The organism is Mesorhizobium maamorense, from assembly GCF_044998965.1.
Taxonomy (GTDB): Bacteria; Pseudomonadota; Alphaproteobacteria; order Rhizobiales; family Rhizobiaceae; genus Mesorhizobium.
Window position 1 is genome coordinate 4,363,253 of record NZ_CP173356.1, and the last position, 21,948, is coordinate 4,385,200.

The 21,948-nt window shown below is 62.2% G+C and carries 22 protein-coding genes and 1 tRNA gene; 16 read left to right on the forward strand and 7 right to left on the reverse strand.

Annotation, left to right across the window (positions count from 1 at the left end):
• Positions 1 to 9: 9 nt before the first annotated feature.
• The 3 genes from ACIU1A_RS21800 (at position 10) to ACIU1A_RS21810 (ending at position 2,233) form a co-directional block, all read left to right on the forward strand.
• Positions 10 to 789 (forward strand): HugZ family protein, encoded by a 780-nt coding sequence (locus ACIU1A_RS21800; protein ID WP_404925254.1) that lies wholly within the window; start codon positions 10 to 12, stop codon positions 787 to 789.
• Positions 790 to 945: 156 nt separating this feature from the next.
• A complete protein-coding gene (locus ACIU1A_RS21805) occupies positions 946 to 1,290 on the forward strand; it encodes a helix-turn-helix transcriptional regulator (RefSeq protein ID WP_140496438.1) in 345 nt (114 codons plus the stop codon).
• Between the two features lie 139 nt (positions 1,291 to 1,429).
• Entirely contained in the window at positions 1,430 to 2,233 is an 804-nt protein-coding gene (locus ACIU1A_RS21810) for a TrmH family RNA methyltransferase (RefSeq protein WP_404925255.1), read from the forward strand.
• 2 nt (positions 2,234 to 2,235) lie between these two features.
• Here ACIU1A_RS21810 and ACIU1A_RS21815 read toward each other — a convergent pair whose 3' ends face one another.
• Positions 2,236 to 3,384, reverse strand: a complete 1,149-nt coding sequence (locus ACIU1A_RS21815; protein WP_404925256.1) for a hypothetical protein — start codon at positions 3,382 to 3,384, stop codon at positions 2,236 to 2,238.
• Positions 3,385 to 3,570: 186 nt separating this feature from the next.
• Positions 3,571 to 4,107: a DUF1134 domain-containing protein gene (locus ACIU1A_RS21820; protein WP_224704666.1), complete on the reverse strand. Its 537-nt coding sequence runs from the start codon at positions 4,105 to 4,107 to the stop codon at positions 3,571 to 3,573.
• 388 nt (positions 4,108 to 4,495) lie between these two features.
• Between ACIU1A_RS21820 and chpT the strand changes: the two genes are divergently transcribed.
• Positions 4,496 to 5,125 (forward strand): histidine phosphotransferase ChpT, encoded by a 630-nt coding sequence (gene chpT / locus ACIU1A_RS21825; RefSeq protein WP_140564027.1) that lies wholly within the window; start codon positions 4,496 to 4,498, stop codon positions 5,123 to 5,125.
• Positions 5,126 to 5,367: 242 nt separating this feature from the next.
• Entirely contained in the window at positions 5,368 to 5,736 is a 369-nt protein-coding gene (locus ACIU1A_RS21830; protein WP_140496100.1) for a PleD family two-component system response regulator, read from the forward strand.
• Positions 5,737 to 5,827: 91 nt separating this feature from the next.
• Here ACIU1A_RS21830 and ctrA read toward each other — a convergent pair whose 3' ends face one another.
• A complete protein-coding gene (gene ctrA, locus ACIU1A_RS21835) occupies positions 5,828 to 6,523 on the reverse strand; it encodes a response regulator transcription factor CtrA (RefSeq protein WP_006203583.1) in 696 nt (231 codons plus the stop codon).
• Between the two features lie 451 nt (positions 6,524 to 6,974).
• Here ctrA and ACIU1A_RS21840 point away from each other — a divergent pair, with 451 nt between their 5' ends.
• Positions 6,975 to 7,352 (forward strand): flagellar export protein FliJ, encoded by a 378-nt coding sequence (locus ACIU1A_RS21840; protein ID WP_140496101.1) that lies wholly within the window; start codon positions 6,975 to 6,977, stop codon positions 7,350 to 7,352.
• A gap of 61 nt (positions 7,353 to 7,413) precedes the next feature.
• On the opposite strand, the gene ACIU1A_RS21845 is transcribed toward ACIU1A_RS21840, so the two are convergent.
• The gene (locus ACIU1A_RS21845; protein WP_404925257.1) at positions 7,414 to 7,812 is read right to left on the reverse strand and encodes a winged helix-turn-helix transcriptional regulator; all 399 of its coding nucleotides are present in this window, start codon (positions 7,810 to 7,812) and stop codon (positions 7,414 to 7,416) included.
• 89 nt (positions 7,813 to 7,901) lie between these two features.
• Here ACIU1A_RS21845 and ACIU1A_RS21850 point away from each other — a divergent pair, with 89 nt between their 5' ends.
• Positions 7,902 to 8,828, forward strand: a complete 927-nt coding sequence (locus tag ACIU1A_RS21850) for an NADP-dependent oxidoreductase (protein ID WP_140556160.1) — start codon at positions 7,902 to 7,904, stop codon at positions 8,826 to 8,828.
• 67 nt (positions 8,829 to 8,895) lie between these two features.
• Here ACIU1A_RS21850 and ACIU1A_RS21855 read toward each other — a convergent pair whose 3' ends face one another.
• Positions 8,896 to 9,171, reverse strand: a complete 276-nt coding sequence (locus ACIU1A_RS21855; RefSeq protein ID WP_006203587.1) for a DUF1153 domain-containing protein — start codon at positions 9,169 to 9,171, stop codon at positions 8,896 to 8,898.
• Positions 9,172 to 9,460: 289 nt separating this feature from the next.
• Between ACIU1A_RS21855 and mnmA the strand changes: the two genes are divergently transcribed.
• Complete coding sequence (gene mnmA / locus ACIU1A_RS21860) at positions 9,461 to 10,651, forward strand: tRNA 2-thiouridine(34) synthase MnmA (protein ID WP_404925258.1); 1,191 nt, start codon at positions 9,461 to 9,463, stop codon at positions 10,649 to 10,651.
• Between the two features lie 37 nt (positions 10,652 to 10,688).
• Here mnmA and ACIU1A_RS21865 read toward each other — a convergent pair whose 3' ends face one another.
• The gene (locus ACIU1A_RS21865; protein ID WP_140496105.1) at positions 10,689 to 11,654 is read right to left on the reverse strand and encodes a Gfo/Idh/MocA family protein; all 966 of its coding nucleotides are present in this window, start codon (positions 11,652 to 11,654) and stop codon (positions 10,689 to 10,691) included.
• A gap of 240 nt (positions 11,655 to 11,894) precedes the next feature.
• Between ACIU1A_RS21865 and ACIU1A_RS21870 the strand changes: the two genes are divergently transcribed.
• A tRNA-Met gene (locus ACIU1A_RS21870) sits at positions 11,895 to 11,971 on the forward strand.
• A gap of 120 nt (positions 11,972 to 12,091) precedes the next feature.
• On the opposite strand, the gene ACIU1A_RS21875 is transcribed toward ACIU1A_RS21870, so the two are convergent.
• Positions 12,092 to 12,904 (reverse strand): helix-turn-helix transcriptional regulator, encoded by an 813-nt coding sequence (locus ACIU1A_RS21875; RefSeq protein ID WP_140496106.1) that lies wholly within the window; start codon positions 12,902 to 12,904, stop codon positions 12,092 to 12,094.
• 53 nt (positions 12,905 to 12,957) lie between these two features.
• Here ACIU1A_RS21875 and ACIU1A_RS21880 point away from each other — a divergent pair, with 53 nt between their 5' ends.
• The 7 genes from ACIU1A_RS21880 (at position 12,958) to ACIU1A_RS21910 (ending at position 21,919) form a co-directional block, all read left to right on the forward strand.
• Complete coding sequence (locus ACIU1A_RS21880) at positions 12,958 to 15,036, forward strand: CocE/NonD family hydrolase (protein WP_404925259.1); 2,079 nt, start codon at positions 12,958 to 12,960, stop codon at positions 15,034 to 15,036.
• Between the two features lie 194 nt (positions 15,037 to 15,230).
• On the forward strand, positions 15,231 to 16,799 hold the full coding sequence (locus tag ACIU1A_RS21885) for an ABC transporter substrate-binding protein (protein WP_246678566.1): 1,569 nt from the start codon (positions 15,231 to 15,233) through the stop codon (positions 16,797 to 16,799).
• 131 nt (positions 16,800 to 16,930) lie between these two features.
• Positions 16,931 to 17,869 carry an ABC transporter permease gene (locus ACIU1A_RS21890; RefSeq protein WP_404925260.1) on the forward strand — a complete coding sequence of 313 codons (939 nt, stop codon included), beginning with the start codon at positions 16,931 to 16,933 and terminating at the stop codon, positions 17,867 to 17,869.
• 1 nt (position 17,870) lies between these two features.
• A complete protein-coding gene (locus tag ACIU1A_RS21895) occupies positions 17,871 to 18,764 on the forward strand; it encodes an ABC transporter permease (RefSeq protein ID WP_404925261.1) in 894 nt (297 codons plus the stop codon).
• Entirely contained in the window at positions 18,761 to 19,780 is a 1,020-nt protein-coding gene (locus ACIU1A_RS21900) for an ABC transporter ATP-binding protein (protein ID WP_404925262.1), read from the forward strand. The genes ACIU1A_RS21895 and ACIU1A_RS21900 overlap by 4 nt, the downstream gene beginning before the upstream one ends.
• The gene (locus tag ACIU1A_RS21905) at positions 19,777 to 20,793 is read left to right on the forward strand and encodes an ABC transporter ATP-binding protein (protein WP_404925263.1); all 1,017 of its coding nucleotides are present in this window, start codon (positions 19,777 to 19,779) and stop codon (positions 20,791 to 20,793) included. The genes ACIU1A_RS21900 and ACIU1A_RS21905 overlap by 4 nt, the downstream gene beginning before the upstream one ends.
• The gene (locus tag ACIU1A_RS21910) at positions 20,783 to 21,919 is read left to right on the forward strand and encodes a succinylglutamate desuccinylase/aspartoacylase family protein (protein WP_404925264.1); all 1,137 of its coding nucleotides are present in this window, start codon (positions 20,783 to 20,785) and stop codon (positions 21,917 to 21,919) included. Before ACIU1A_RS21905 ends, ACIU1A_RS21910 begins: the two co-directional genes overlap by 11 nt.
• The last annotated feature ends 29 nt before the right edge of the window (positions 21,920 to 21,948 follow it).

Sequence of the window (21,948 nt, forward strand, 5' to 3'; positions counted from 1 at the left end):
GCGAGCATTTTGGCCGATCGAACGAAGGACGTGATCCGCGAGACCGACGCCGAGGCGATCCGGCAGGCCAAGACACTCATGCGCCGCGCCCGCTTCGGCGCCTTGGCGGTGTTGGAGCCGCAAACGGGTTCGCCGCTGGCGAGTCGGGTCGGCGTCGCCACCGACATCGACGGCACGCCGCTGATCCTGGTGTCGCAGCTTTCGGCCCATACGCCCGCCATACTTGCGGACCCGCGCTGTTCGCTACTGCTCGGCGAGCCGGGCAAGGGCGACCCGCTCGCGCATCCCCGGTTGACGCTGATTTGCCGGGCAGCGCGGATCGAGCGCGGATCGGACGCGCATGCACGCGCCGAACGCCGCTATCTCAACCACAATCCGAAGGCCAGCCTCTATGCCGGCCTCGGCGACTTTTCGATCTTTCGTCTCGAACCGCAGCGCGCCAGCCTGAACGGCGGCTTCGGCAAGGCCTACCTGCTTGATCGCACCGATCTCATCGCCGACGGGCCGATCGTCGAGGAACTGGCAGCCAGCGAGCAATCCGCGATCGACCACATGAATGCGGACCATCTCGACGCCGTCGCCCTCTACGCGCATCATTTTGCCCGGGCATTCGGCGACGGCTGGGTCATCGCCGGATTCGATGCCGACGGCATGGATCTGGCCTCTGGCGACGATGCCGGCAGGGTCTTCTTTCCGCAGCCCTTGGTCACAGCGCATGAGTTGAGGCACGTCTTGGTCGACATGGCCAAGAGCGGCCGGGCGGCAACGTCGCCAAATAACCGCACTTAAATTACGTTTGATCAAAAGCAACGCTTGAGATTTGAATGAAATGTTCTACCCTTTGGCTGTGGCGCTGACTCGTTGGCGACCATTCACAACTGAGTTTATGGATTCAGGCACCATTGCCCCCATGGTGCCTCGATGAGCAAAGAGCATGGGGGATCGATGATCTCGACAAAGCTAATCGCCAACGCCGGATCGGCGGCCGAATTTCTGATGCTGATGGGCAATGAAAAACGGCTTTTGATCATGAGTTATCTGATCGACGGTGAAATGTCGGTCGGAGCCATCGCCGAGAAGGTGATGCTCAGCCAGTCCGCCCTGTCGCAGCATTTGGCAAAGTTGCGGGCGCTGGACCTTGTGGACACCCGCCGCGACCGCCAGATGATCTACTACTCCTGCAAATCCGACGCTGTGCGCGAACTGCTTGCCACGCTCGACGGCATTTTCGGCAGCGGCAAGGATGATCTGTCCCAGATGGCACAAAGGCTGCGTCGCGCCGGAACTTGAACGGCTGGGCGCGTAAACGTTTACGCCGCCAGCGGCCTTCGGCAATGTGCGTCCATCCTGGGCGCGCAAAATACACTTTGACACTGCATCCGCGCATCGTGTTCTTGGCAACCGATTCCGATTGTCAGCCGAGGCTCAGATGATCCTTGTCCACATCGACGATCCGCAGGATCCGCGCGTCGCCGCCTATCTCGACATCCGCGAGCGTGACCTCGCCGGTCGACAGGGCCGCTTCATTGCCGAGGGCAAGGTGGTGCTCGACATCCTACTGTCGGCCGCGCGCTTCCGCGCCGAATCGGTGCTGGTTCTGGAGAACCGCTTGGCCGGCCTCGAAAAAATCCTGCACAAGGCATCTCCTGACCTGCCGGTCTATGTCGCCGCCGGAGCTGTGATGGATGCCATTGCCGGGTTTCACCTGCATCGCGGCATTCTTGCCATTGGTCGCAAGGAGACGCCCCAGCCGGCCGAGGCCCTGCTGGACGGCTTGCCTGCCCGAGCATTGATCGTGGTGCTCGTCGGCATCGCCAATCATGACAACATGGGCTCGATTTTCCGCAACGCCGCCGCGTTCGGCGCCAATGCGATCCTTTTGGATGCGACCTGCTGCGATCCGCTCTATCGCAAGGCGATCCGCGTTTCGGTCGGCGCGGCCTTGAAGGTCCCGTTCGCCTCGTTCAGCGACACCGCGCGGTTCGCCGCGACGCTCGACCGGCGTGGCTTTACCCAATTTGCGCTGTCGCCGCGCGGGACATCAGACATACGCGATGCAAAGCCGGCCGAACGCCTGGCACTCTACCTCGGGACCGAGGGTCAAGGCCTGCCCGAAAGCTTGCTCACCCGTCTCAATACTGTTCGGATCAACATGTCGGAAGGCTTCGACAGCCTGAACGTCGCGGCCGCATCCGCCATCGCCCTGCATCATTTCTGCGCCGGTGGTGCCTGACTTCAATCTGCCGCAGCCGCCTTCTGCAACGCCCGCACGCGGTCGGCAAGGCTGCGGCCGCCGCTGTTCGGCCGCGCATCCTGCTGCGCCTCCAGCGCCTTGGCGATCGGCGACCCCGGCCCTTCGAGCTTGGCTGTCAAGTTGACGACTTCCGCCGCCAGGTCATTCATCTGTTCGCGCAGCATGGAACTTGCGTGGCGTGTATCGCCCTGCGGGCCGGCGGCCTCGGCGGCGGACAGATCCGCCTTCAGCCGCTTGTTCTCGCGTGCCAGTGCCGTCAGTCTGGCCTCCAGCCGCTCACGGTCGGCATCGAGCCTGGCGATCGCCTTTTCGACGTCGTCGCGCCTGTCCGCCTGTACCTGCCCGCTGATCAACCGCAAGGCCGACGCGCCGTCCTCGGCCTTCGCTTTTTCGCGCTGCCGCGCCAGATCTTTCTCGCGGCGTTCGAGCTTCTCCTCTCGGTCGGCAAGCGCGGCGAGCAACCGTTCGACTTTCTTGTCCAGTTCGGCGGTTTTTTTCCTCTCGGCCTTCAGCGCCTCACGCGCGGCCTTGCTTTCGGCCGCGATCTCCTGATTGCGCCTGTCCGCCTCCTTGCGCTGGCCGCGCAGCAGCGCGATATCGCTGGCGAGCTTCTGCAACTCGGATTCGCGCGCCACAAGTTCGATCTGGCGGCTGCTGGAGGAGAAGCTGGCGTCGTCATACATGCGTTCCAGCTTCTCAAGCTCAAGCGCGCGTTTCTCCAGTTTGCGTTCGGTCTCCTTGAGTCGCTCGGACAACCGGTGCAGTTCATCCTCGCGCTGGTGCAGCGCCGCGTTCTTGGCAGCCAGTTCATCGAGCACCTGGTTCTTGTCCATGCGCTCCATCGCCAGCCCCTCCAGGGCCTCGCGGCCGCGATTGATCTCGATGAGCTGCTCGGTCGACTTCTCGCGCAGCGCCTTGACGTTCATCTCGAGGCGGCGCGTCGCCATGGCGAACTCCGCCCGGATCCGGTCCTTGTCGGCCCCAATTTCGGCTTGCGTCAGCGGGATCGAGGCTTCGATGCGTTTGCGCGTCAGAGCGACCGCCCGCCGCCAGATGGCCGGAGCCACCATCAGCGCCAGAAAGCCGGCGCAGAGAAAGCCGAGAGCAAAGAACAGGACCGACTGAACCAAGTGACTATCCGTTATCGCGCGCCGACATGCAACAATACGAGGATCAAAAGCCGTCGCGACTTTTGACCGTTACTCTGTTGGCATGACGGAAATCAGGCGCTGCGGCAAGGGCTCGCCGCGGCGCATATGGGTCATCGGATCTGGATTCTTATCGAAGCGTATACACATTCCGGTCGTGACCTCGGGTCAGAACGGATTCCACGTCGCCCGTTCGGTAAGCTTCAGGTAGCCGAGATTGACGCCGAGCCGGGCGCCGACGCCGGTGCGGATCGGCACCAGCAGCACATTGTTGTTCTTCAGCACATTGAATCCGACGCCCGCCACCACATAAGCCGAGCCGGCGACGCCGCCATAACGGTTGTAGAGATTGCCGACGTCATCGAGATTATAGACGAGCATCATCACCCGCGATCCCTCGCCGCCGAAATCCCAGCCGAGCGACGGGCCTTGCCAGAACACTTTATGGTCGCCGGCATTCTTGGTGTAGAGTGTGCCTTCGCCATAGGTCAGGCCGCCGATCAGCGCGCCGGATCCCTCCTCGCCAAGCAGATAGCCATTGGGCAAGCCATAGGAAGCAAAAATCTTCTCCACGACTGTGGCAAGGCCGCCCGATGTCGCGCCGAAGAACTTGTGACCGGAATCGACAATCTCCTGAGCGGTGTACTCCTGGGCCCGCAGGGCCGATGTCGAGAAGACGAGAACGCCCAGGAGCGTGATCGCCATTGAGAGGACACGGAGAAAACTCCGGCCGTAGAATCGGGAAAACATGCTTCCAATCTCCGTCAGGGAGCACTTTCGCCGACGCCTCGCACCCCGTACGGCTCTTTAGGCGGCCGTTAAGGATGGCTGTTAGGGGCAAACTATGCCGTAATCCTTTTTCAACCATTAAACTCGCACATGAAGATGGCGGTTCGAAGGCTGTTGGGGTCGTTCATACAGGCAAGCAGCCTGCGTGAACGCGCCATAGGCCCCAACGGCGATTTTGGGTTTGTTGCTGCACGCACGGGCGCTGTGTATTCAGAAAGCTCGGGAAGAGAGCGTGATTCGCGTGGGCAGGCGTCGATCGATCGCGCGGCCATGATTTATGGGATTTTTGCAGGGATTTTCGCCGATGTCCGATCTTTTCACCCTTTCCGCACCCGATCTGGCGGCACTTTTGTGCAGCCGGGTCTGCCACGACATCATCTCGCCTGTTGGCGCGATCAACAACGGGCTTGAACTGCTCGATGAAGGCGGCGCCGACGAGGACGCCATGAAGCTGATCCGCCAGAGCGCCCGCAACGCCTCGGCGCGCCTGCAGTTCGCCCGCATCGCCTTCGGCGCGGCTGGTTCCGCCGGCATGCTGATCGACACCGGCGATGCCGAAGCCGTCGCTATCGCCTTCCTCAAGAACGAGAAGCCGGAACTCATCTGGAATGGAACCCGTGCACTGTTGCCCAAGAACAAGGTCAAGCTGCTGCTCAACCTGATCCTGGTCGCCAACGCCGCCATTCCACGCGGCGGCAAGCTTTCGGTGACGCTGGAGAATCTCGAGACCGAGCCTCGCTTCGCGCTTTCGGCGAGCGGCCCCATGTTGCGGGTGCCGCCGAAATTCCTCGAACTGCATTCCGGCCACAAGCCGGAAGAACCGATCGACGCGCATTCGGTGCAGCCTTACTATACGCTGCTTCTGGCGCGGGAGGCCAACATGACGATATCGATCCATGCGACCGCGGAAGAGATCGTGCTTTCGGCGGCCTGAGATCCGCGCAAACCAGCAGCAAAGTATTTCAGCGCTGTAATATTGGTTGAACGGACCTGTGGGCGAAAGATGAACTTCGCCTGACAGCGCGGGCCAAAGCATCTGCAAGGAAAAGCTTGCAAATTGGCATCTTTGCAAAAATTTTACCTAATGGCTTTTCGGCTTCTTTACCAGATCGGCCTATGCTGTGCGGCAGATACCCCGACGCGACCGGATTGCCACAAGGCAAAGAGGACCCGGAAATGAAACGCTGCATGTTCGTCGACGATTCTAGCGTCATCAGGAAAGTTGCGAAGCGCATCCTGGGCGGTTCCGACATGATGGTCATCGAAGCCGCCAGCGGGCTTGACGCGCTGGAGATGTGCGCCGCCGATATGCCTGATATCATCGTCGTCGACGGTGCACTGCCGGATGTACAGGCGGTCGACCTGATCCGGCGCGTGCGCGCCATGGAAAGCCCGACCAAGCCGCAGATCCTGATCTCGCTGGTCGAACTGGACATCGCCTCGATCATGCGAGCCAAACGCGCCGGCGCCCAAGGCTATCTGTTGAAGCCGTTCAACCGCCCGCAGCTACTCGAGCGCTTTCGCACACTGAAGATCGCTGCCTGATCCGTCGGATCGCGGTTACCACCGGTCTATGACGCAAAAAACCCGGCTGAGGCCGGGTTTTTGTTTGGAATTTCGATCGGGCGGCCGTCGCTCAGGCGCTGACGCGGATGTCTTCCGGTTCGCGCAGCACATAGCCGCGGCCCCAGACCGTCTCGATGTAATTCTGGCCGCCGGACGCCGCATCGAGCTTCTTGCGCAGCTTGCAGATGAAGACGTCGATGATCTTCAGTTCCGGCTCGTCCATGCCGCCATAGAGGTGGTTGAGGAACATTTCCTTGGTGAGCGTGGTGCCCTTGCGCAGCGAGAGCAGCTCCAGCATCTGGTATTCCTTGCCGGTAAGGTGCACGCGCTGGCCGCCGACTTCGACGGTCTTGGCATCGAGATTGACCACCAGGTCGCCGGTGGTGATGACCGATTGGGCATGTCCCTTCGAACGGCGCACGATGGCATGGATGCGCGCCACCAGCTCGTCCTTGTGGAAAGGCTTGGTCATGTAATCGTCTGCGCCGAAGCCGAGGCCGCGCACCTTGTCCTCGATGCCGGCCATGCCGGAAAGGATGAGGATCGGCGTCTTCACCTTGGAGAGACGAAGCGTTCTCAAGACCTCATAGCCGGACATATCGGGTAGGTTGAGGTCGAGAAGGATGATGTCGTAGTCGTAGAGCTTGCCCAGATCGACACCCTCTTCGCCGAGGTCGGTCGTATAGACGTTGAAGCTTTCCGATTTCAGCATCAGCTCGATGCTTTGTGCGGTTGCACTGTCATCTTCTATCAGCAGAACACGCATTTCATTCCCCTTTTCTGCTGCCGGACCATCTTGCGACCCAACCGGGACCGGAGCAGTGATTGCCTGGTGCAGAGGCTGCCATGGAATGGTTAACAAAACCTAATTCCGCGTCGATGACGGTACCAGATTTTTTAACCACTTTCTACACCCTCTTGAATTTAATACCGAATCACAGGACCAAACCGCTAATGCAACACATTAAAAACCTGGACTAAGTGACTCCAGGGACTCATCGACATCGCTTCCATGTCGCCAGCCGGATTTTTACCCGACCTTAAGTCCTGACCCGTATGATTAACAATGCCCGTAAACGAATGGTTACCGTCGGCAAAAAACTTTAGGGTTTTGTTTCCCATAGTGCGGGGAAAGCCGGTGGACACGGGCAGCGCTTGGGCCTTTCCAAGTGGTTTGGACGATATGTGCAGGTGTGCGTTTCCGGGAGTACCGAATCATGAAGTCACGTGAAAACCTCGTTCGGCTGAAACAGTTTCAGGTGAATGAGAAGCGGCGGCAACTGCTGCAGCTCGACATGATGATCGCCGAATTCGAACGCATGGCCGCCGAGCTGGAGCTTCAGATCAGCGCCGAGGAAAAGAAGGCCGGTATCACCGACATCAATCATTTCGCCTATCCGACCTTTGCCAAGGCGGCCCGTTTGCGCCGCGACAACCTCAGAAATTCGCAAGGCGACCTCGCCCAGCAACGAAGCGCCGCCGAATCATTACTCGGCGAAGCTGAAGCGGAGCTTTCCAAGGCGGAAATGCTCGAATCGCGCGACACCAAGATTCGCGAGGCCGAAACTGGCGGTCGTAGCGCGATGATCGGCTGAACCGCCCGATATCCGCGTCTTTGAGCACGTCCAAGCGGGCGCGCAACGCATTGGGCGAGCGCTAAGCGGCCCACTCCCCTTCATTCACGGCCGCAGCCCGCGCCCGGGCCTCCTTGATGTCGGGAACGTGTTGTTCCGACCAGGATCTGATCTGGTTGAGCAATCCCGCCAGATTCTGGCCAAGTTCGGTCAATTCATATTCGACCCGAGGCGGGACGACCGCAAACACCTCGCGCCGCACCAGGCCGTCGCGCTCGAGCACGCGCAACGTCTGCGTCAGCATCTTCGGCGTGACGCCTTCGAGCTTGCGGGCAAGCTCGCCATTGCGCTGCCGGCCTTGGCGCAGCGCACAAACAACCAGGTAAACCCACTTGCTGGCCAGCGTCTCCAGCACCGTGTGTGAGGGACAGGTCCGCCGGAACGCATCATAGCCGAAGGGGGAGTCGAGATCACTATCCATACGGTGCCTATATATCAAAAAGGTACATACTAGACAAGAGACCATTACTCTCCAAATGATAGTGGGACCAGTCAATCAGGAGAAATCTTATGCGTGCCATTATCCAGAATTCCGTCGGCGGACCCGATGTCCTTGTCATCGCCGAGCGCCCGGCGCCCTCGCCCAACGCCGGCGAAGTGCTGGTCCGCATCAAGGCGGCCGGCATCAATCCGGTCGACGGCGCCGTGCGCGCCGGCCATTACCCGCTGCTCGGCGAACCACCCTTCATCCTCGGCTGGGACCTCTCGGGAACCGTCGAGGCGCTGGGGCCCGGTGTCAGCGGCCTGAATCCAGGTGACGCGGTGTTCGGCATGCCGCGCTTCCCAAGGCAGGCGGCAACCTATGCCGAACTGGCCGCCGTGCCCGCCGATGAAATCGCGCGCAAGCCCGCGCACGCCGATCACGTCCAGGCAGGCGCATTGCCGCTGGCCGGCCTCACCGCCTGGCAAGGCCTCGTGCGTCATGGCGCGCTGAAAGCCGGGCAGCGCGTGCTGGTCCACGCCGGGGCCGGCGGCGTCGGCCATCTGGCGGTGCAGGTCGCCAAGGCGGGCGGCGCCTGGGTTGCCGCCACCGCCAGCACGGAAAAATTGGATTTCGTCCGCAAGCTCGGCGCCGACGAAGTCATCGACTACACCAAGGATGATTTTACCGACAAGGCGAAGGACATCGACCTGGTGCTCGAGACGGTGGGCGGCGAGCACGCCCATCAATCGTTGAAGGTGCTCAGGGACGGCGGCGTGCTGGTGTCACTGCTCGACATCAGCGACAAGACCAGGGCGGATGCCAAGGCGCGAAGCATCCGCGTCGAACGCATGTCCGTTGTTCCCGACCGCGAAGGCCTGCTGGAACTTGGCAGGCTCGTCGATGCGGGAAAGCTTACGGTGCATGTGGCAAAGACCTTCTCGCTCGAACAGGCCGGCGCCGCGCACGCTTTCCTCGCCAGCAAGCCGGTCGGCAAGGTGGTGCTGACGGTCTGAAACGCGCAAATGCTGTCAAGAAACCAAAAGGGCGCGAACTTCGCGCCCTTTTGCAGATTCTTGAGCGTCAGTGCCGGTATTGCTGGATGCGCGTCGTGCGCAGCCCGGCGAGGCCGTATTCGTCGATAGAGGCCTGCCAGGACAGGAACTCCTCGGTGGTCAGCTTGTAGCGCTGGCATGCCTCCTCGAGGCTCAAAAGCCCGCCGCGCACCGCTGCAACCACTTCCGCCTTGCGCCGGATAACCCAGCGACGTGTATTCGTCGGCGGCAGATCGGCAATTGTGAGAGGGCTGCCGTCAGGCCCGATAACATATTTGACTCGCGGTCTAACCAGATCGGTCATCGTACTCTCTACAAAAAACTCAAAGACCCAATCCCCACCACGTTACCGCCACAGCTTTAAAAATTGCCTAAGCAGACCCTAACAGCTAGGTAATGATCATGAACGCCGCGTTAGTCTTTTTCGCAAACATTTGAAATATCTGCCGGGAAGTTCCGGATTCGCTCGAAAAATCTGCGCGGTCACCGGACCGGCAGTTGCCCGCCGATGGGTCCCGCAAGCTGGCGCAGCCGCCAAGCTTGACCTATATTCGCGTCATTGGCATGCAAGCGCCGCGCAGAACGAAAGAACCATGAACAGCCTCGATCTCCCCGGACGTCCCGAAAACACCCGTATCGTCGTCGCCATGTCGGGCGGCGTTGATTCATCCGTCGTCGCGGGTCTCTTGAAGCGCGAGGGCTATGATGTCGTCGGCGTCACCTTGCAGCTTTACGACCATGGCGCCGCGACGCACCGGGCCGGGTCCTGCTGTGCCGGGCAGGATATCGATGACGCCCGCCGCGTTTCCGAGACGCTCGGCATTCCGCATTATGTGCTCGACTACGAAGAGCGCTTCCGCAAGGCGGTCATCGATCCCTTCGCTGAGAGCTATGTCGCCGGCGAGACGCCGATCCCATGCGTTTCCTGCAACCAGACGGTGAAGTTCGCTGATCTGCTGGCCACCGCCAAGGATCTCGGCGCCGACGCGCTGGCCACGGGCCACTACATTCGCTCCGGCGCCAATGGCGCCCATCGCGCGCTCTATAGGCCGGTCGACGCCGATCGCGACCAGAGCTATTTCCTCTTCGCCACCACGCAGGCGCAGATCGATTATCTGCGCTTTCCGCTCGGCGGCCTGCCGAAGCCGCAGGTTCGCGCCATTGCCGAGGAGATGGGCCTGACGGTAGCCGCCAAGCAGGACAGCCAGGACATCTGCTTCGTGCCCCAGGGCAAATATTCCGACATCATTGCCAAGCTGAAGCCGACGGCCGCCAATCCGGGTGACATCGTCCATATCGACGGCCGGGTGATCGGCCGCCATGAAGGCATTCTGCGCTACACCATCGGCCAGCGCCGCGGCATCGGCGTGGCCTCCGGCGAGCCGCTCTATGTCGTCCATCTCGACGCCGAGCGCGCCCGTGTCGTGGTCGGGCCGCGCGAGGCGCTGGAGACGCACAAGATCTACCTGCGCAACATGAACTGGCTTGGTGACGGCGCGCTGGCCGACATGCCCGCGGGCGGGCTGGAACTGTTCGCCAAGGTTCGCTCGACCAGGCCGCCACGCCCGGCGATGCTGCGTCACGAGGCGGGCGTCACATCGGTCGAATTGGCCGATGGCGAGTCCGGTATCGCGCCTGGACAGGCTTGCGTGCTCTATTCCGACGACGGCAACGAGGCCCGCGTGTTCGGCGGCGGCTTCATCGAACGCTCCGAGCGCGGCGCCGAGGCCGAGGCGATGTTGAGCCGACTTGCCGCGTCACCGGCGCAGGTTCCCGCCGAGTAGGCAACGATCTCTCCGCCGCGACGCGGCCCGATCTTCTTCAGGGATTGGATTTGGTGTGCGTGACCGTACCTGCGGTCAGGATGCGCAGCACCCGGATTGCCTCCTCGCCGCTGGTGCGCGGTTCGGCCCGCGTTTCGATGCAATGGATGAAGTGCTCGAGTTCGCGCGTCAGCGGCATGCCTTGGCCAACCGCGACATAGGAGGGCTCATTGGTGGTGAACGCCCATTGGCCGCTGTCCTGCCAGACCGCGTGGCGATAGACGGCGAGCTTGCGCTCCCATGGTTCGACATCGTCGAAGACAGCCATCGCCTTGGTGCCGACCACGGTCAGCCGCCGTTCGCGGTAAGGGTTCAGCCGCGAGGCGAAGAGATGGCTGCGCAAACCGTTGGGAAAGCGCATGTGCAGATGCGCGAAGTCGCTGAGATTGTCGAGCAGCGCCGCCCCTTCGCCGCGCACCTCGATCGGTTCGGTGCCGGTGATGGCCAGGATCATCGACAGGTCATGCGGCGCCAGGTCCCATAGCGCATCGTTCTCGGTGTGGAATTTGCCGAGGCCGAGCCGGTGCGAATGGATGTAGCGGACCTCGCCGAGCTCGCCCTTGTCGATGAGCGCCTTCAGCGTCTCGAACGCGGGATGGAAGCGCAAGACGTGGCCGACCATGAAGACGCGGCCCTTGTCCTTTGCCGCCTGCACCGAGCGCTCGGCATCGGCAACCGTCAACGCGATCGGCTTCTCCACCAGCACGTCCTTGCCGCTTTCGGTGGCGCGCACCGCCATCTCGGCATGAAATTGCGGCGGCAGCGCCATGACGATGGCGTCGATGTCATTGCGGACGAACAACTGGTCCGGTTCGATCGCGAGGCAGTCCTGTTCGCTGGCAAAGCCTTCGGCGCGGGCACGGTTGGCGTCGGAGACCGCGTGCAGCGCGCCGAGCGCCTTGAGGGTGCGGATGTGGTTGGAGCCCCAGTATCCGCAACCGAGGACTGCAATGCGCGGCTTCATCTGTTCTCAAACTCTAAAAACTCGTGGCCGAGACATAGCGACGTGCCTCTTCGAACTCAACCCCGGCGGCTGCAACCAATTATCGGCGCGGCAAAGCTTTTCGGCAGCGAGAATAAGCGCCCCTGCCGAGCGGTTCGAAGCTTGACAGGCTCACCCTCCCAACCTTATATCCGCGCGACCTTGGCGAACGCCTCGAAATGCCTTGCGATTTAAGGCGGATTTCGGGCCTTTCGCCGCCCTGGCGGGGTAGCTCAGTTGGTTAGAGCACGGGAATCATAATCCTGGGGTCGGGGGTTCAAGTCCCTCTCCCGCTACCACCTCTCACCTGTACGGCCCGGAGACATAGGTAACAGACTGTACCTAAGACATGGGTGACAACCTCGTGCTGAACGGGTTGGACAGGCCCGCGCTGATGCGGGTCGCGTTGGGAGGAACGTCTACACCTCTTCCGTCTCGAGCACGAACGTCCCGGTGGGGATGCGGTTGGTGATCATGGCGCGGATGCCGACATCGATGGCGGGGTCAGTTTCGTCGAATAGGCCGCAGGCCTGCAGCGCCTTGCGCTGGTCGACGGAGCGGCCGAGATATTCCAGAAGCACGACCGAGGCTGCGGGTCTCCGCCCTCGTAAAAGGGGCATGCCCGTCTGGATGCCGACCAGATAGGCGACGCTCGTCTGGTAGCTCGGATAGAGGATCACCTGGGTGATGCTGGTCTTGAGCAGGGTTTCGGATTCGAGCGCGAATATGCGATCGCCGAGCAGCAGCAGGGCGGCCGAATATTTCGAGGTCTTTACGCCATATTTGCCGAAATGGACGAGCCTTTCCATGCATTTCCAGAAATAGCGGCCTTCCTTTTCATAGATTACGACCAGGCATTTGATGATCTTGCCGGCATAGCCGAACGAGTAGAAATAGCGGAAATAGTAGCCGACATAGCGCCCGAGATCGCCGGAACGCTGATAGAGCTGCTCCATATGCACCAGCATGTCCGATGGCGCATGGACGCCGAGCGGGCGGCGGCGCAGGCCGACGATCTCGGCAAAGCGCTGCTGGTCCATCAAAAGCTCGCCTTCGCTCACGCCGAAGAAATCGCAGATCTTGCGCATGTTGCGGCGGGACGGCCAGGTCTGGCCGCTCAGATACTTGTTGAACTGCTGGCGGTTGATCTGCAGGCGCCGGCACACGGCGGCAATCGACGGATAATAGCTGCACAGGAAGGCGAGGTTCTGGGGAAGCGGTTCGGTCTGCATGACCTAATGCATACTGACGCCAGAACAGTGTCAAGTCGCGAAGGGTCGCGAAATTGTGCGGCACCGCCGATTTGCCCAAGGTGGCGTTCTCCAACAGAGGCCTCGTCATGCGCACAGTGTCCAACTTCCCCCATCCGATCCGCTCGGTCGACCATTTCGAGATTCCGATGCCGGACGGCTGCCGGCTTGCGGCGCGCATGTGGCTTCCCGAGGGTGCCGAACAAAAGCCGGTGCCGGCGATCCTGGAATACATCCCCTATCGCAAGAACGATCTGACCGCCGCACGCGATGTCGTCATGCACCCCTACGTGGCCGGCCATGGTTACGCCGTTGTGCGCGTCGACCTGCGTGGAACAGGCGATTCCGAAGGGCTGATGCTCGACGAGTACCTTCAGCAGGAGCTGGACGATGGCTGCTCGGTCATCGAATGGCTGGCCGCCCAGCCCTGGTGCGACGGCAACGTCGGCATGATCGGCATCTCCTGGGGCGGCTTCAACGGATTGCAGATCGCCGCCATGCGGCCGCCAGCGCTGAAGGCGGTGATCAGTTGCGCCTCGACCGACGACCGCTACGCCGACGATGTCCACCACATGGGTGGCACGCTGCTCATCGACAATCTCTCCTGGGCCGCAATCATGTTCGGGCGCAACACGCTGCCCCCCGACCCACGCAACAAGCCGGACAATTGGCGCGCTTTGTGGCACAGCCGGCTAAAGGAAAGCGGCCTATGGTTGAAGAACTGGCTGGAGCACCAGCACCGCGACAAGTTCTGGAAACACGGTTCGGTCTGCGAGGATTTCGGAGCGATCACCTGCCCGGTCTACGCCGTCAGCGGCTGGGCCGATGGTTATTGCCGCTCGGTCTTCCGCCTGATGGAAAAGCTGCAGGGCCCGCGCAAGGGGCTGGTCGGGCCATGGGCGCACACTTATCCCCATATCGGCAAGCCTGGTCCTGCCATCGGCTTTCTGCAGGAATGCGTCCGCTGGTGGGATCAATGGCTGAAGGGCCGTGACACCGGCATCATGGACGAGCCGATGCTGCGCCTGTTCATGCAGGATAGCGCCCCGCCGCAAACTTCCTACGAGACGCGCGCCGGACACTGGGTCACGGAGCCGGCATGGCCATCGCCGAATATCGAGCGGCAGTCCTTCTTCCTTTCCGGCAATGGGCGCCTGTCCCTGCGCCGGGCAGACGATGCGGCCGGAACGCAGACGGTCCGCTCGCCCTTGTCGGTTGGCCTGCGCGGCGGCAAATGGTGCTCCTATGCCGTGCCCGGCGACCAGCCGGCTGACCAGCGCGGCGACGATGCCGGCAGTCTGGTCTATGAGACGCAAGAGCTGGCGCACGATGTTGAGATCGCCGGCGATGCAATGCTCGATCTTGTCTTCGAAAGCGACAGGCCCGTCGCCATGGTGGCCGTCCGTCTTTCGGATGTCGCCCCCGATGGCGCGACGACGCGCGTCAGCTACGGCCTTTTGAACCTGACGCATCGCGATAGCCATGAGAGGCCCGAACCGCTCGAACCGGCAAGGCGCTACCGCGCCTCTGTCCCCTTCAAGCACGTAGCACAGCACTTCAGCGCGGGCCACCGCATACGCCTTGCCATCTCGACAAATTACTTCCCGATCGCTTGGCCTTCGCCCGAGCCGGTCACGCTCACCGTCCATCCGACGGATTGCCGCCTTGAACTTCCGGTCCGCGTCGGAGGCGCCGGAGATCCGGCGCCGGCACCTTTTGCCGAACCCGAAGGGGCGTCGCCCTTAGGGGTGGAGACGATCTCGAAGCCGCAAAAGGATTGGGCGATCACGGAGAATCTGGCAGACGCTTCGACTGTCGTTGAGATCGGCGAAGGCGCCGGCACCTATCGCATCGTCGACAACGATCTAACCATCACCTCGCTCGGCCGCGAACGCTATTCCTTCCGCGGCGATGATTTCGGGTCGGCCAGGGCCGAGGCGAAATGGGAGTTCGAATTTTCGCGCGCTGATTGGCGCATGCGTTCTGTGACCGAAACGACCATGACCGCGACGCCATCGCACTTCCACGTCGAGGCGCATCTCGAGGCATGGGAAGGCGACGAGCTTGTCCACGAACAGAAATGGACCGAGGCGATAGAGCGTCGCCTGCTGTGACATTCGCGAGCTGACGCTAATCTCGCTCACATCTGCGTCGGCAGCGAAATTGACCGGCTTGCCGGCTGAATTGAAGAATGCGCCGTCCGAACTCGCGCCCCATCAGGCGGCGCGGTACCAAAAAGGAGGGATCCCGGCAATCGCCGGGAAACCCGCTCAGTTGAAAGGGGAACGAAACCGTGAATGGAATGAAATTGAACCGCAGGCATTTCCTGCAGGCAGGCGCCGGCCTCGGCGCGGGGATCATCGCCTCCGGCCTGCCCTTGTCGCAGGCCGTATGGGCGGCCGAAGGCAAGGTACTCAAGGCCCGCGCCTATTCCGATATCGACAAGCTCGATCCTGGCTTCTACCAGAACGCGTACAATGTCGACGTCATGAACTGCATCTACACCAAGCTTACGCGCTATAAGCCGGGTTCGGAGTGGGGCTGGGAACTCGAGGCCGCCGAATCCGTCGAGCAGATCGATCCGACGCACATCCGCTTCCGCCTGAAGAAGGGCATCAACTTCACTGGCGGATTTGGCGAAATGACCGCCGAGGACGTGAAGTTCTCGTTCGAGCGCGTCATCCAGCACAATTCTCCGGTCAAGGGCGACTGGGGTCCGCTCGACCGCATCGAGATCGAGGACGACCATACTGGCGTGATCGTGCTCAAGACGCCTTTCGTGCCGCTCTGGAACATCACTCTTCCCTATGGTTGCGGCCACATCGTCTCGAAAAAAGCGGTGACGAAGGCAGTTGCCGACGGCGGCGATTTCGGCATGAAGCCGCCCTGCTATTCAGGTCCCTACGTGTTGTCGGACTGGAAGCCGAACCAGCTCGTCCTGTTGACCCGAAATCCCGAATGGAAAGGCCCCAGGCCGGGCTTCGACGAAATTCATATCCTGCCGATGAGCGATATCAAGACCGCCGAGCGCGCCTATCAGGCCGGCGACATCGATTTCACCGATTTCAGCCTCGATTCGCTGGCCACTTTGAAGGACAGCCCGCCCGAAAACACCAAGATCGAAGAAAAGCCTTCGCTCTACTATGTCTATATCGGCATGAACTCGGACCATCCGAAGCTGAAGGACGTTAATGTCCGCAAGGCGATTCAATGGGCCATCAATGTGCCGCAGATCATGGACGCGGCCTATTCAGGCCAGGCACAGGTCGCCACCGGCCTTATCGCTCCAGGCTTGGTGGGACACCGGGAAAAAGCGCTGATACCGCCGGAGGGCGATCTCGAAAAGGCGAAGCAGTATCTTGAGAAGGCCGGCATCACCGAACTCAGTCTCACCATCGACGCGCTTAACGTGACCACCTTCTCCACGATCGCGGAAATGGTCCAGGCGCAGCTGTCGCAGATCGGCATCACGGTCGAGGTCAATGTTCAGGATTCCGGTTCGTTCTGGACCATCGGCATGGAATCGGAAGGCGAACGCTGGAAGGACATGCAGCTGATCGTGCAGCGTTTCTCGATGGTGCCGGACCCCTATTACGCCACCACCTTTTTCGTGCGCGACCAGGTCGGTGTGTGGAACTGGGAGCGCTTCCGCAGCGAGCGCTTCGACGAACTCAACGCCAAGGCGGTGACCGTCGAAGACCCGCAGGAACGGGCCAAGATGTATTATGAGATGCAGGACATCATGGAAGATTCCGGCTCCTACCGGTTCCTCACCCATGAAGGCTCGCCGATCATGTACCGAACGACGCAACTCGAGGCCGAGACGCGCCCAGACGGGCGGCCACTCTATCTCGGCTTTGAGCCGAAATCGGCCTAGGGCATTCTAGGAAAAGTGCGTAGCGGTTTTCCGTCCGGAATTGCGAAAAAACAAAGGGTTAGAGCGGGTCGGCGATTCTATCAAACGCTGAACCGCTCTGACGCGGTCGCTGGGACAGGCTGAGTCAAAACATGTGGTTATATCTTGGCAAGCGTATCGTGCTGGCGGCGGCAATTGTCGTCGTTGCCGTCACGCTGCTGTTCCTGATGATCCAGGCCGTTCCCGGCGATCCCGCCGCGGTCCTGCTCGGACCGCGTGCGACGCCGGAACTGAAGGCGCAATTGCACGAGGAAATGGGCCTCGACAAGCCGCTGCCCGTGCAGATCGTCTCATTCTTCGGGGGGCTGCTGCACGGTAATCTCGGCACCGATGTCTTTACCCAGCGCCCTGTCGCGGCCATCGTTTTCGAGCAATTGCCTTACACGATCGAACTCATCCTGGTTTCGATCGCCTGGGCCGTTATCGTCGGCGTGCCGCTCGGCTGCTATTCGGCGCTGCGCCGCAACTCCGTGATCGACAAGGTCGTGGGTGTATTCGCGGTCGGAACCATCGCCATCCCGTCCTTCGTCATGGCGATCTATGCGCTGTTGATCTTCTCGGTCGGCCTGCGCTGGCTGCCGGCCATCGGCGCCGGCTCAGGCTTCCGCGACGGGTTCGTCCATCTCATCCTTCCAGCCTTCGTCGTCGGTATCGGCTGGGTGGGCTACATCTCGCGCATCGTGCGCGCCTCCATGCTGGAGATTCTTGGCGAGAACCACATTCGCATGGCGCGCTCCTTCGGCCTTTCAGAGCGGCGCATCGTGGCGCGCTACGCGCTGCCGCTCGCGATCGTGCCGACAGTGACGATCATCGGCGTCGGCATGGCGCACCTGCTCTCGGCGGCGGTTTTCGTCGAGGTGGTCTTCGCCCGGCCCGGCATCGGCGCGCTGATCGTAAAGGCGGTGGACTCGCGCAACTATCCGATCGTCATGGGCGCGGTCCTCGTCACCACCGTTCTGTTCGTCATCTCCACGACGCTCGCCGACCTCGTCAACGCGGCGCTCGATCCAAGAATCCGCGAGAATTTGTAGCGTGTCCGAAGTTCAACTCATTCGCGAGGCGGTCGATGAACGCCGCGGGCCGGGCGCGGCCACCATGTTCCTGCGGCAATTGCGCAAGTCTCCGCTCGGCATGATGGGCGCCGTGCTGGTGGTGCTGATGGTGGCGACTGCGGTCTTCGCCACCTGGATCGTGCCTTACGATCCGATCAAGATCATGGTTGGGCCCCGGCTGGCGCCGCCCTCTTTGCATTTTCTTCTCGGCACCGATCAGTTGGGACGCGATGTCTTCTCGCGGGTCGTCATGGGCGGAAGGATCGCGCTGCTCGTCGCCTTCGTCTCGTTGGGCGCCTCGCTCAGCGCAGGGCTTGTGCTCGGCCTCATCGCCGCCTTCGGTCCGCGCTGGCTGGACAATCTGCTGCTGCTGGTCTTCGACACGATCCGCTCCTTTCCGGTCATCATCTTCGCCTTGGCAGTGGTGACGCTGCTCGGGCCGAGCCTTGCCAGCGTCATCTTCGTCGTCGCGATCACGTCTGTGCCGATCTATGCGCGCGTGGTGCGCACGCAGGCCCACGCACTGCGCGAGAGCGAGTTCATCACTGCGGAGCGCGCCATGGGCGCCGGCATCGTGCGCATCCTTGCCGTGCACGTGCTGCCCAATGTGATCGGGCCGCTGCTTATCCTGGTCAGCATGGATGTTCCGCTGGTCATCACGCTGGAGGCCGGCATGAGCTTCCTAGGCATGGGTGTCCGTCCGCCGACGCCGGACTGGGGAACCATCCTCAGTGACGGCTATGGCTATATCCACAAGACGGTGTGGCTGGTGATCGCCGGCGGCATCCCGATCGTCATAACCACGCTGGGCTTCACTTTCCTCGGCGAGGCGCTGCGCGACATTTTCGACCCCAAGCTTCGGAAAGACCTATGAATCCCGGCGCTCAGGCAGGACATTCTCCAAACCGCGACCCGCTTCTGGCGATCCGTGGTCTGTCTCTCGATTTCGGCACGCCGCGCGGTCGCGCCCATGCACTGCGCGATATCCATATCGACGTGCCGGCGGGCGAAGTGGTCGGCATCGTCGGCGAAAGCGGTTCGGGCAAATCGACGCTCGCCTATGCCGTGATGGGGCTGCTGGCGGAAAATGCGGAGATGGTGAACGGCGCCATCCTGTTCGAGGGGCGCGACCTGCTCGGCATGGCTCCGGCGGAGCGGCGCGGCTTGCTCGGCAACCGCATGTCGATGATCTTCCAGGATCCGATGACGGCGTTGAACCCGGTGCGCAGCATCGAAAGCCAGATGATCGATGTCCAGCATCACGAGGGCGGCTCGCACCGGACCAAGCGCCAGCGCGCGCTGGATATGCTCCATCGGGTCGGCATTCCGGACCCGGAGAGCCGCATCGGCGGCTATCCGCACGAGTTTTCCGGCGGCATGCGCCAGCGTATCTGCATCGCCATGGCGCTGCTGGTGAAGCCGGCGCTGCTCATCGCCGACGAACCGACCACAGCGCTTGACGCGACGCTGGAGGTGCAGATCATCCATCTGTTGAAAGAGCTGCAAAAGGAGATCGGCTGCTCGATCCTGTTCGTCTCTCACCACCTCGGCGCTGTCGCCGAGCTCTGCGACCGGGTGGCGGTCATGTATGCGGGCGAGGTGGTCGAATACGGCACCGTGCGCGACATCTTCCGCCGACCGGGGCATCCCTATACGCGCGCGCTGCTCGAATGTGATCCCGGACGCATCAGGCAACGCACCCGACAGTTGCCGACGATCCCAGGCGAGGTGCCGAGCCTCCTCGGTACCCAGGCGGGTTGCATCTTCCGTCGGCGCTGCCCGCAAGCCTTTACCCGGTGCGTGGATGACAGTCCTGTCCCGTGCGCTATCGGCGCAACGCACACCGCACGCTGCCATCGCCTCGACGACACGTTGGTGGCGCCGGCATGAGCCCCCTGCTTTCAGTCGAGGATCTTCGCGTACGCTTCCGCACCATGGGCGCGCTGAAGGCGCTCGCCAGCGGCGTTAAGAACCCGTTCGTGGACGCCGTCTGCGGCGTTTCCTTCGATATCCGCAAAGGCGAAACGCTCGGCCTCGTCGGCGAAAGCGGGTCGGGAAAATCCACCATCGCCCGCACCATCATGGGCCTCCGGCCGCCGACGGGCGGCACGATACGCTTCGATGGTCAGGTGCTGAACGGCCTCGCCCCGACGGAGCGCAAGCCGCATCTTCGGCGCATGGCGATGATGTTCCAGGATCCGGTCGGATCGCTGTCGCCGCGGCTCACTGTACGCTCGCTGCTGATGGAGCCTTTCCGCATTCACGGCGTTACCGGCCGCGACCCCGCCGCCGAAGCGGAACGCCTGCTCAACATGGTCGGCCTGCCCGCCGACTTCGGGCGGCGATATCCACACCAGCTTTCCGGAGGCCAGGCGCGCCGCGTCGGCGTGGCGCGGGCCCTTGCATTGCAACCCGATCTTATCATCGCCGACGAGCCGACCGCGGGACTGGACGTGTCCGTTCAGGGTGAAGTCCTCAATCTGCTTGGACGCTTGCAGGGCGAACTCGGCATCGCCATTCTCATCATCACGCATAATCTCAATGTCGTGCGCCACATGACCGATCGCATGGCGATCATGTATCTCGGCCGCTTCATCGAGGTCGGCTCGACTGAGCGGATATTCGCGCAGCCGCGCCACCCCTACACGGAGGCGTTGCTGTCGGCCAATCCGGAACCCGACCCGGACGCCGTGCTCGACAGGGTCGAGCTCAGCGGCGAGGTGCCGAGCCTGATGACGCGCCCAGCGGGCTGCGAGTTTCACACCCGCTGCCGCTATGCGCAGGGCATCTGCAAAAGCGTCTTCCCGTCCCGGGCAGCCGACCGGGAAGATCCCCGCCATGTCTTCAATTGCCACTTCCCGCTATCGGAACGTGCGCTCGCCGGAGCCACCAATGTCTCGTGAAATTCTCGATGTTCCTCTTGCCAACGGCACGCCGGGCAGCCAACATAGCGTGCGCATCATCCGGTATGGTGCCGCCGACGCGCGCCCGAAAGCCTACATACATGCCGCGCTGCATGCCGATGAAGCGCCAGGTCTGCTGGTATTGCACCATCTGGTCGAGCAGCTTGACGCCGCCGACGCGCGCGGCGAAATCCGGGGCCAGATCGTCGTCGTTCCCTACGCCAACCCGCTCGGCCTGGCGCAGTTCGTCAATGGCGATCATCTGGGGCGTTACGATCTGGCCAGCGGCCGGAATTTCAACCGCAAATGGCCTGATGTCGCCGGCGAATTGACCATCCGACTTGCCGATCGGCTCGGAAGCAGCGCCGACGACAACACGGTGCTCATCCGCAGCACGATTCGCGAAATTCTCGACGAACGCGGCGCAGGGCAGCCTGTCGATTCCCTTTACACCGCCTTGGCACGCGAGGCTTTCGATTCCGATCTTGTGCTGGATCTGCACTGCGACGACGAAGGGCTGATGCATCTGTTCGTGCGGCCCGAGATCTCGGCCGAATTGTCCGACCTTGCGCGGGAACTCGGTTGCCGGGCGGTGTTCTCACAGGGTTCGTCGGGCGGCTCAACCTTCGCCGAAGCAAGCGTGGAGCCCTGGATCAGGCTTGCGGCTGCCCTTCCCGATAAGGTGATCCCGATCGGCTGCCTCGCCGCGACGGTGGAACTGCGCGGCTTCATCGACATCAGTGATGAGATTGCGTCGGCTGACGCTTCCGCCTTGCTCAACGTGCTTCGCCGCCGCGGCTACGTCGCGGGGCAAGCGGGCCTGCCGCCCGCCGCGCTTTGCGAGATCACCGGCTTCGATGCGTGCGATGTGGTTCGCACGCCCGCTTTCGGTGTCATCGTCTACCGCGCCGAACTGGGTGAACGCGTCACTTGTGGACAGCCGATCGCGGACATCATCGTGCCTTCTTCGCTGGGCCGCGAGGCGCGCGTGACGGTACGGGCGCGCACCGACGGGCTCGTGGTGACACGAAGGCTGAAGAAACTCGTCGCCGCCAATCAGGTCATTGCCAAGGTGGTGGGCCAAAAGCCCCTCGCCCACCGGACAGGCTATCTGCTGGAGGATTAGACCAATCAGCAGGCACTTCTTGACCGCAG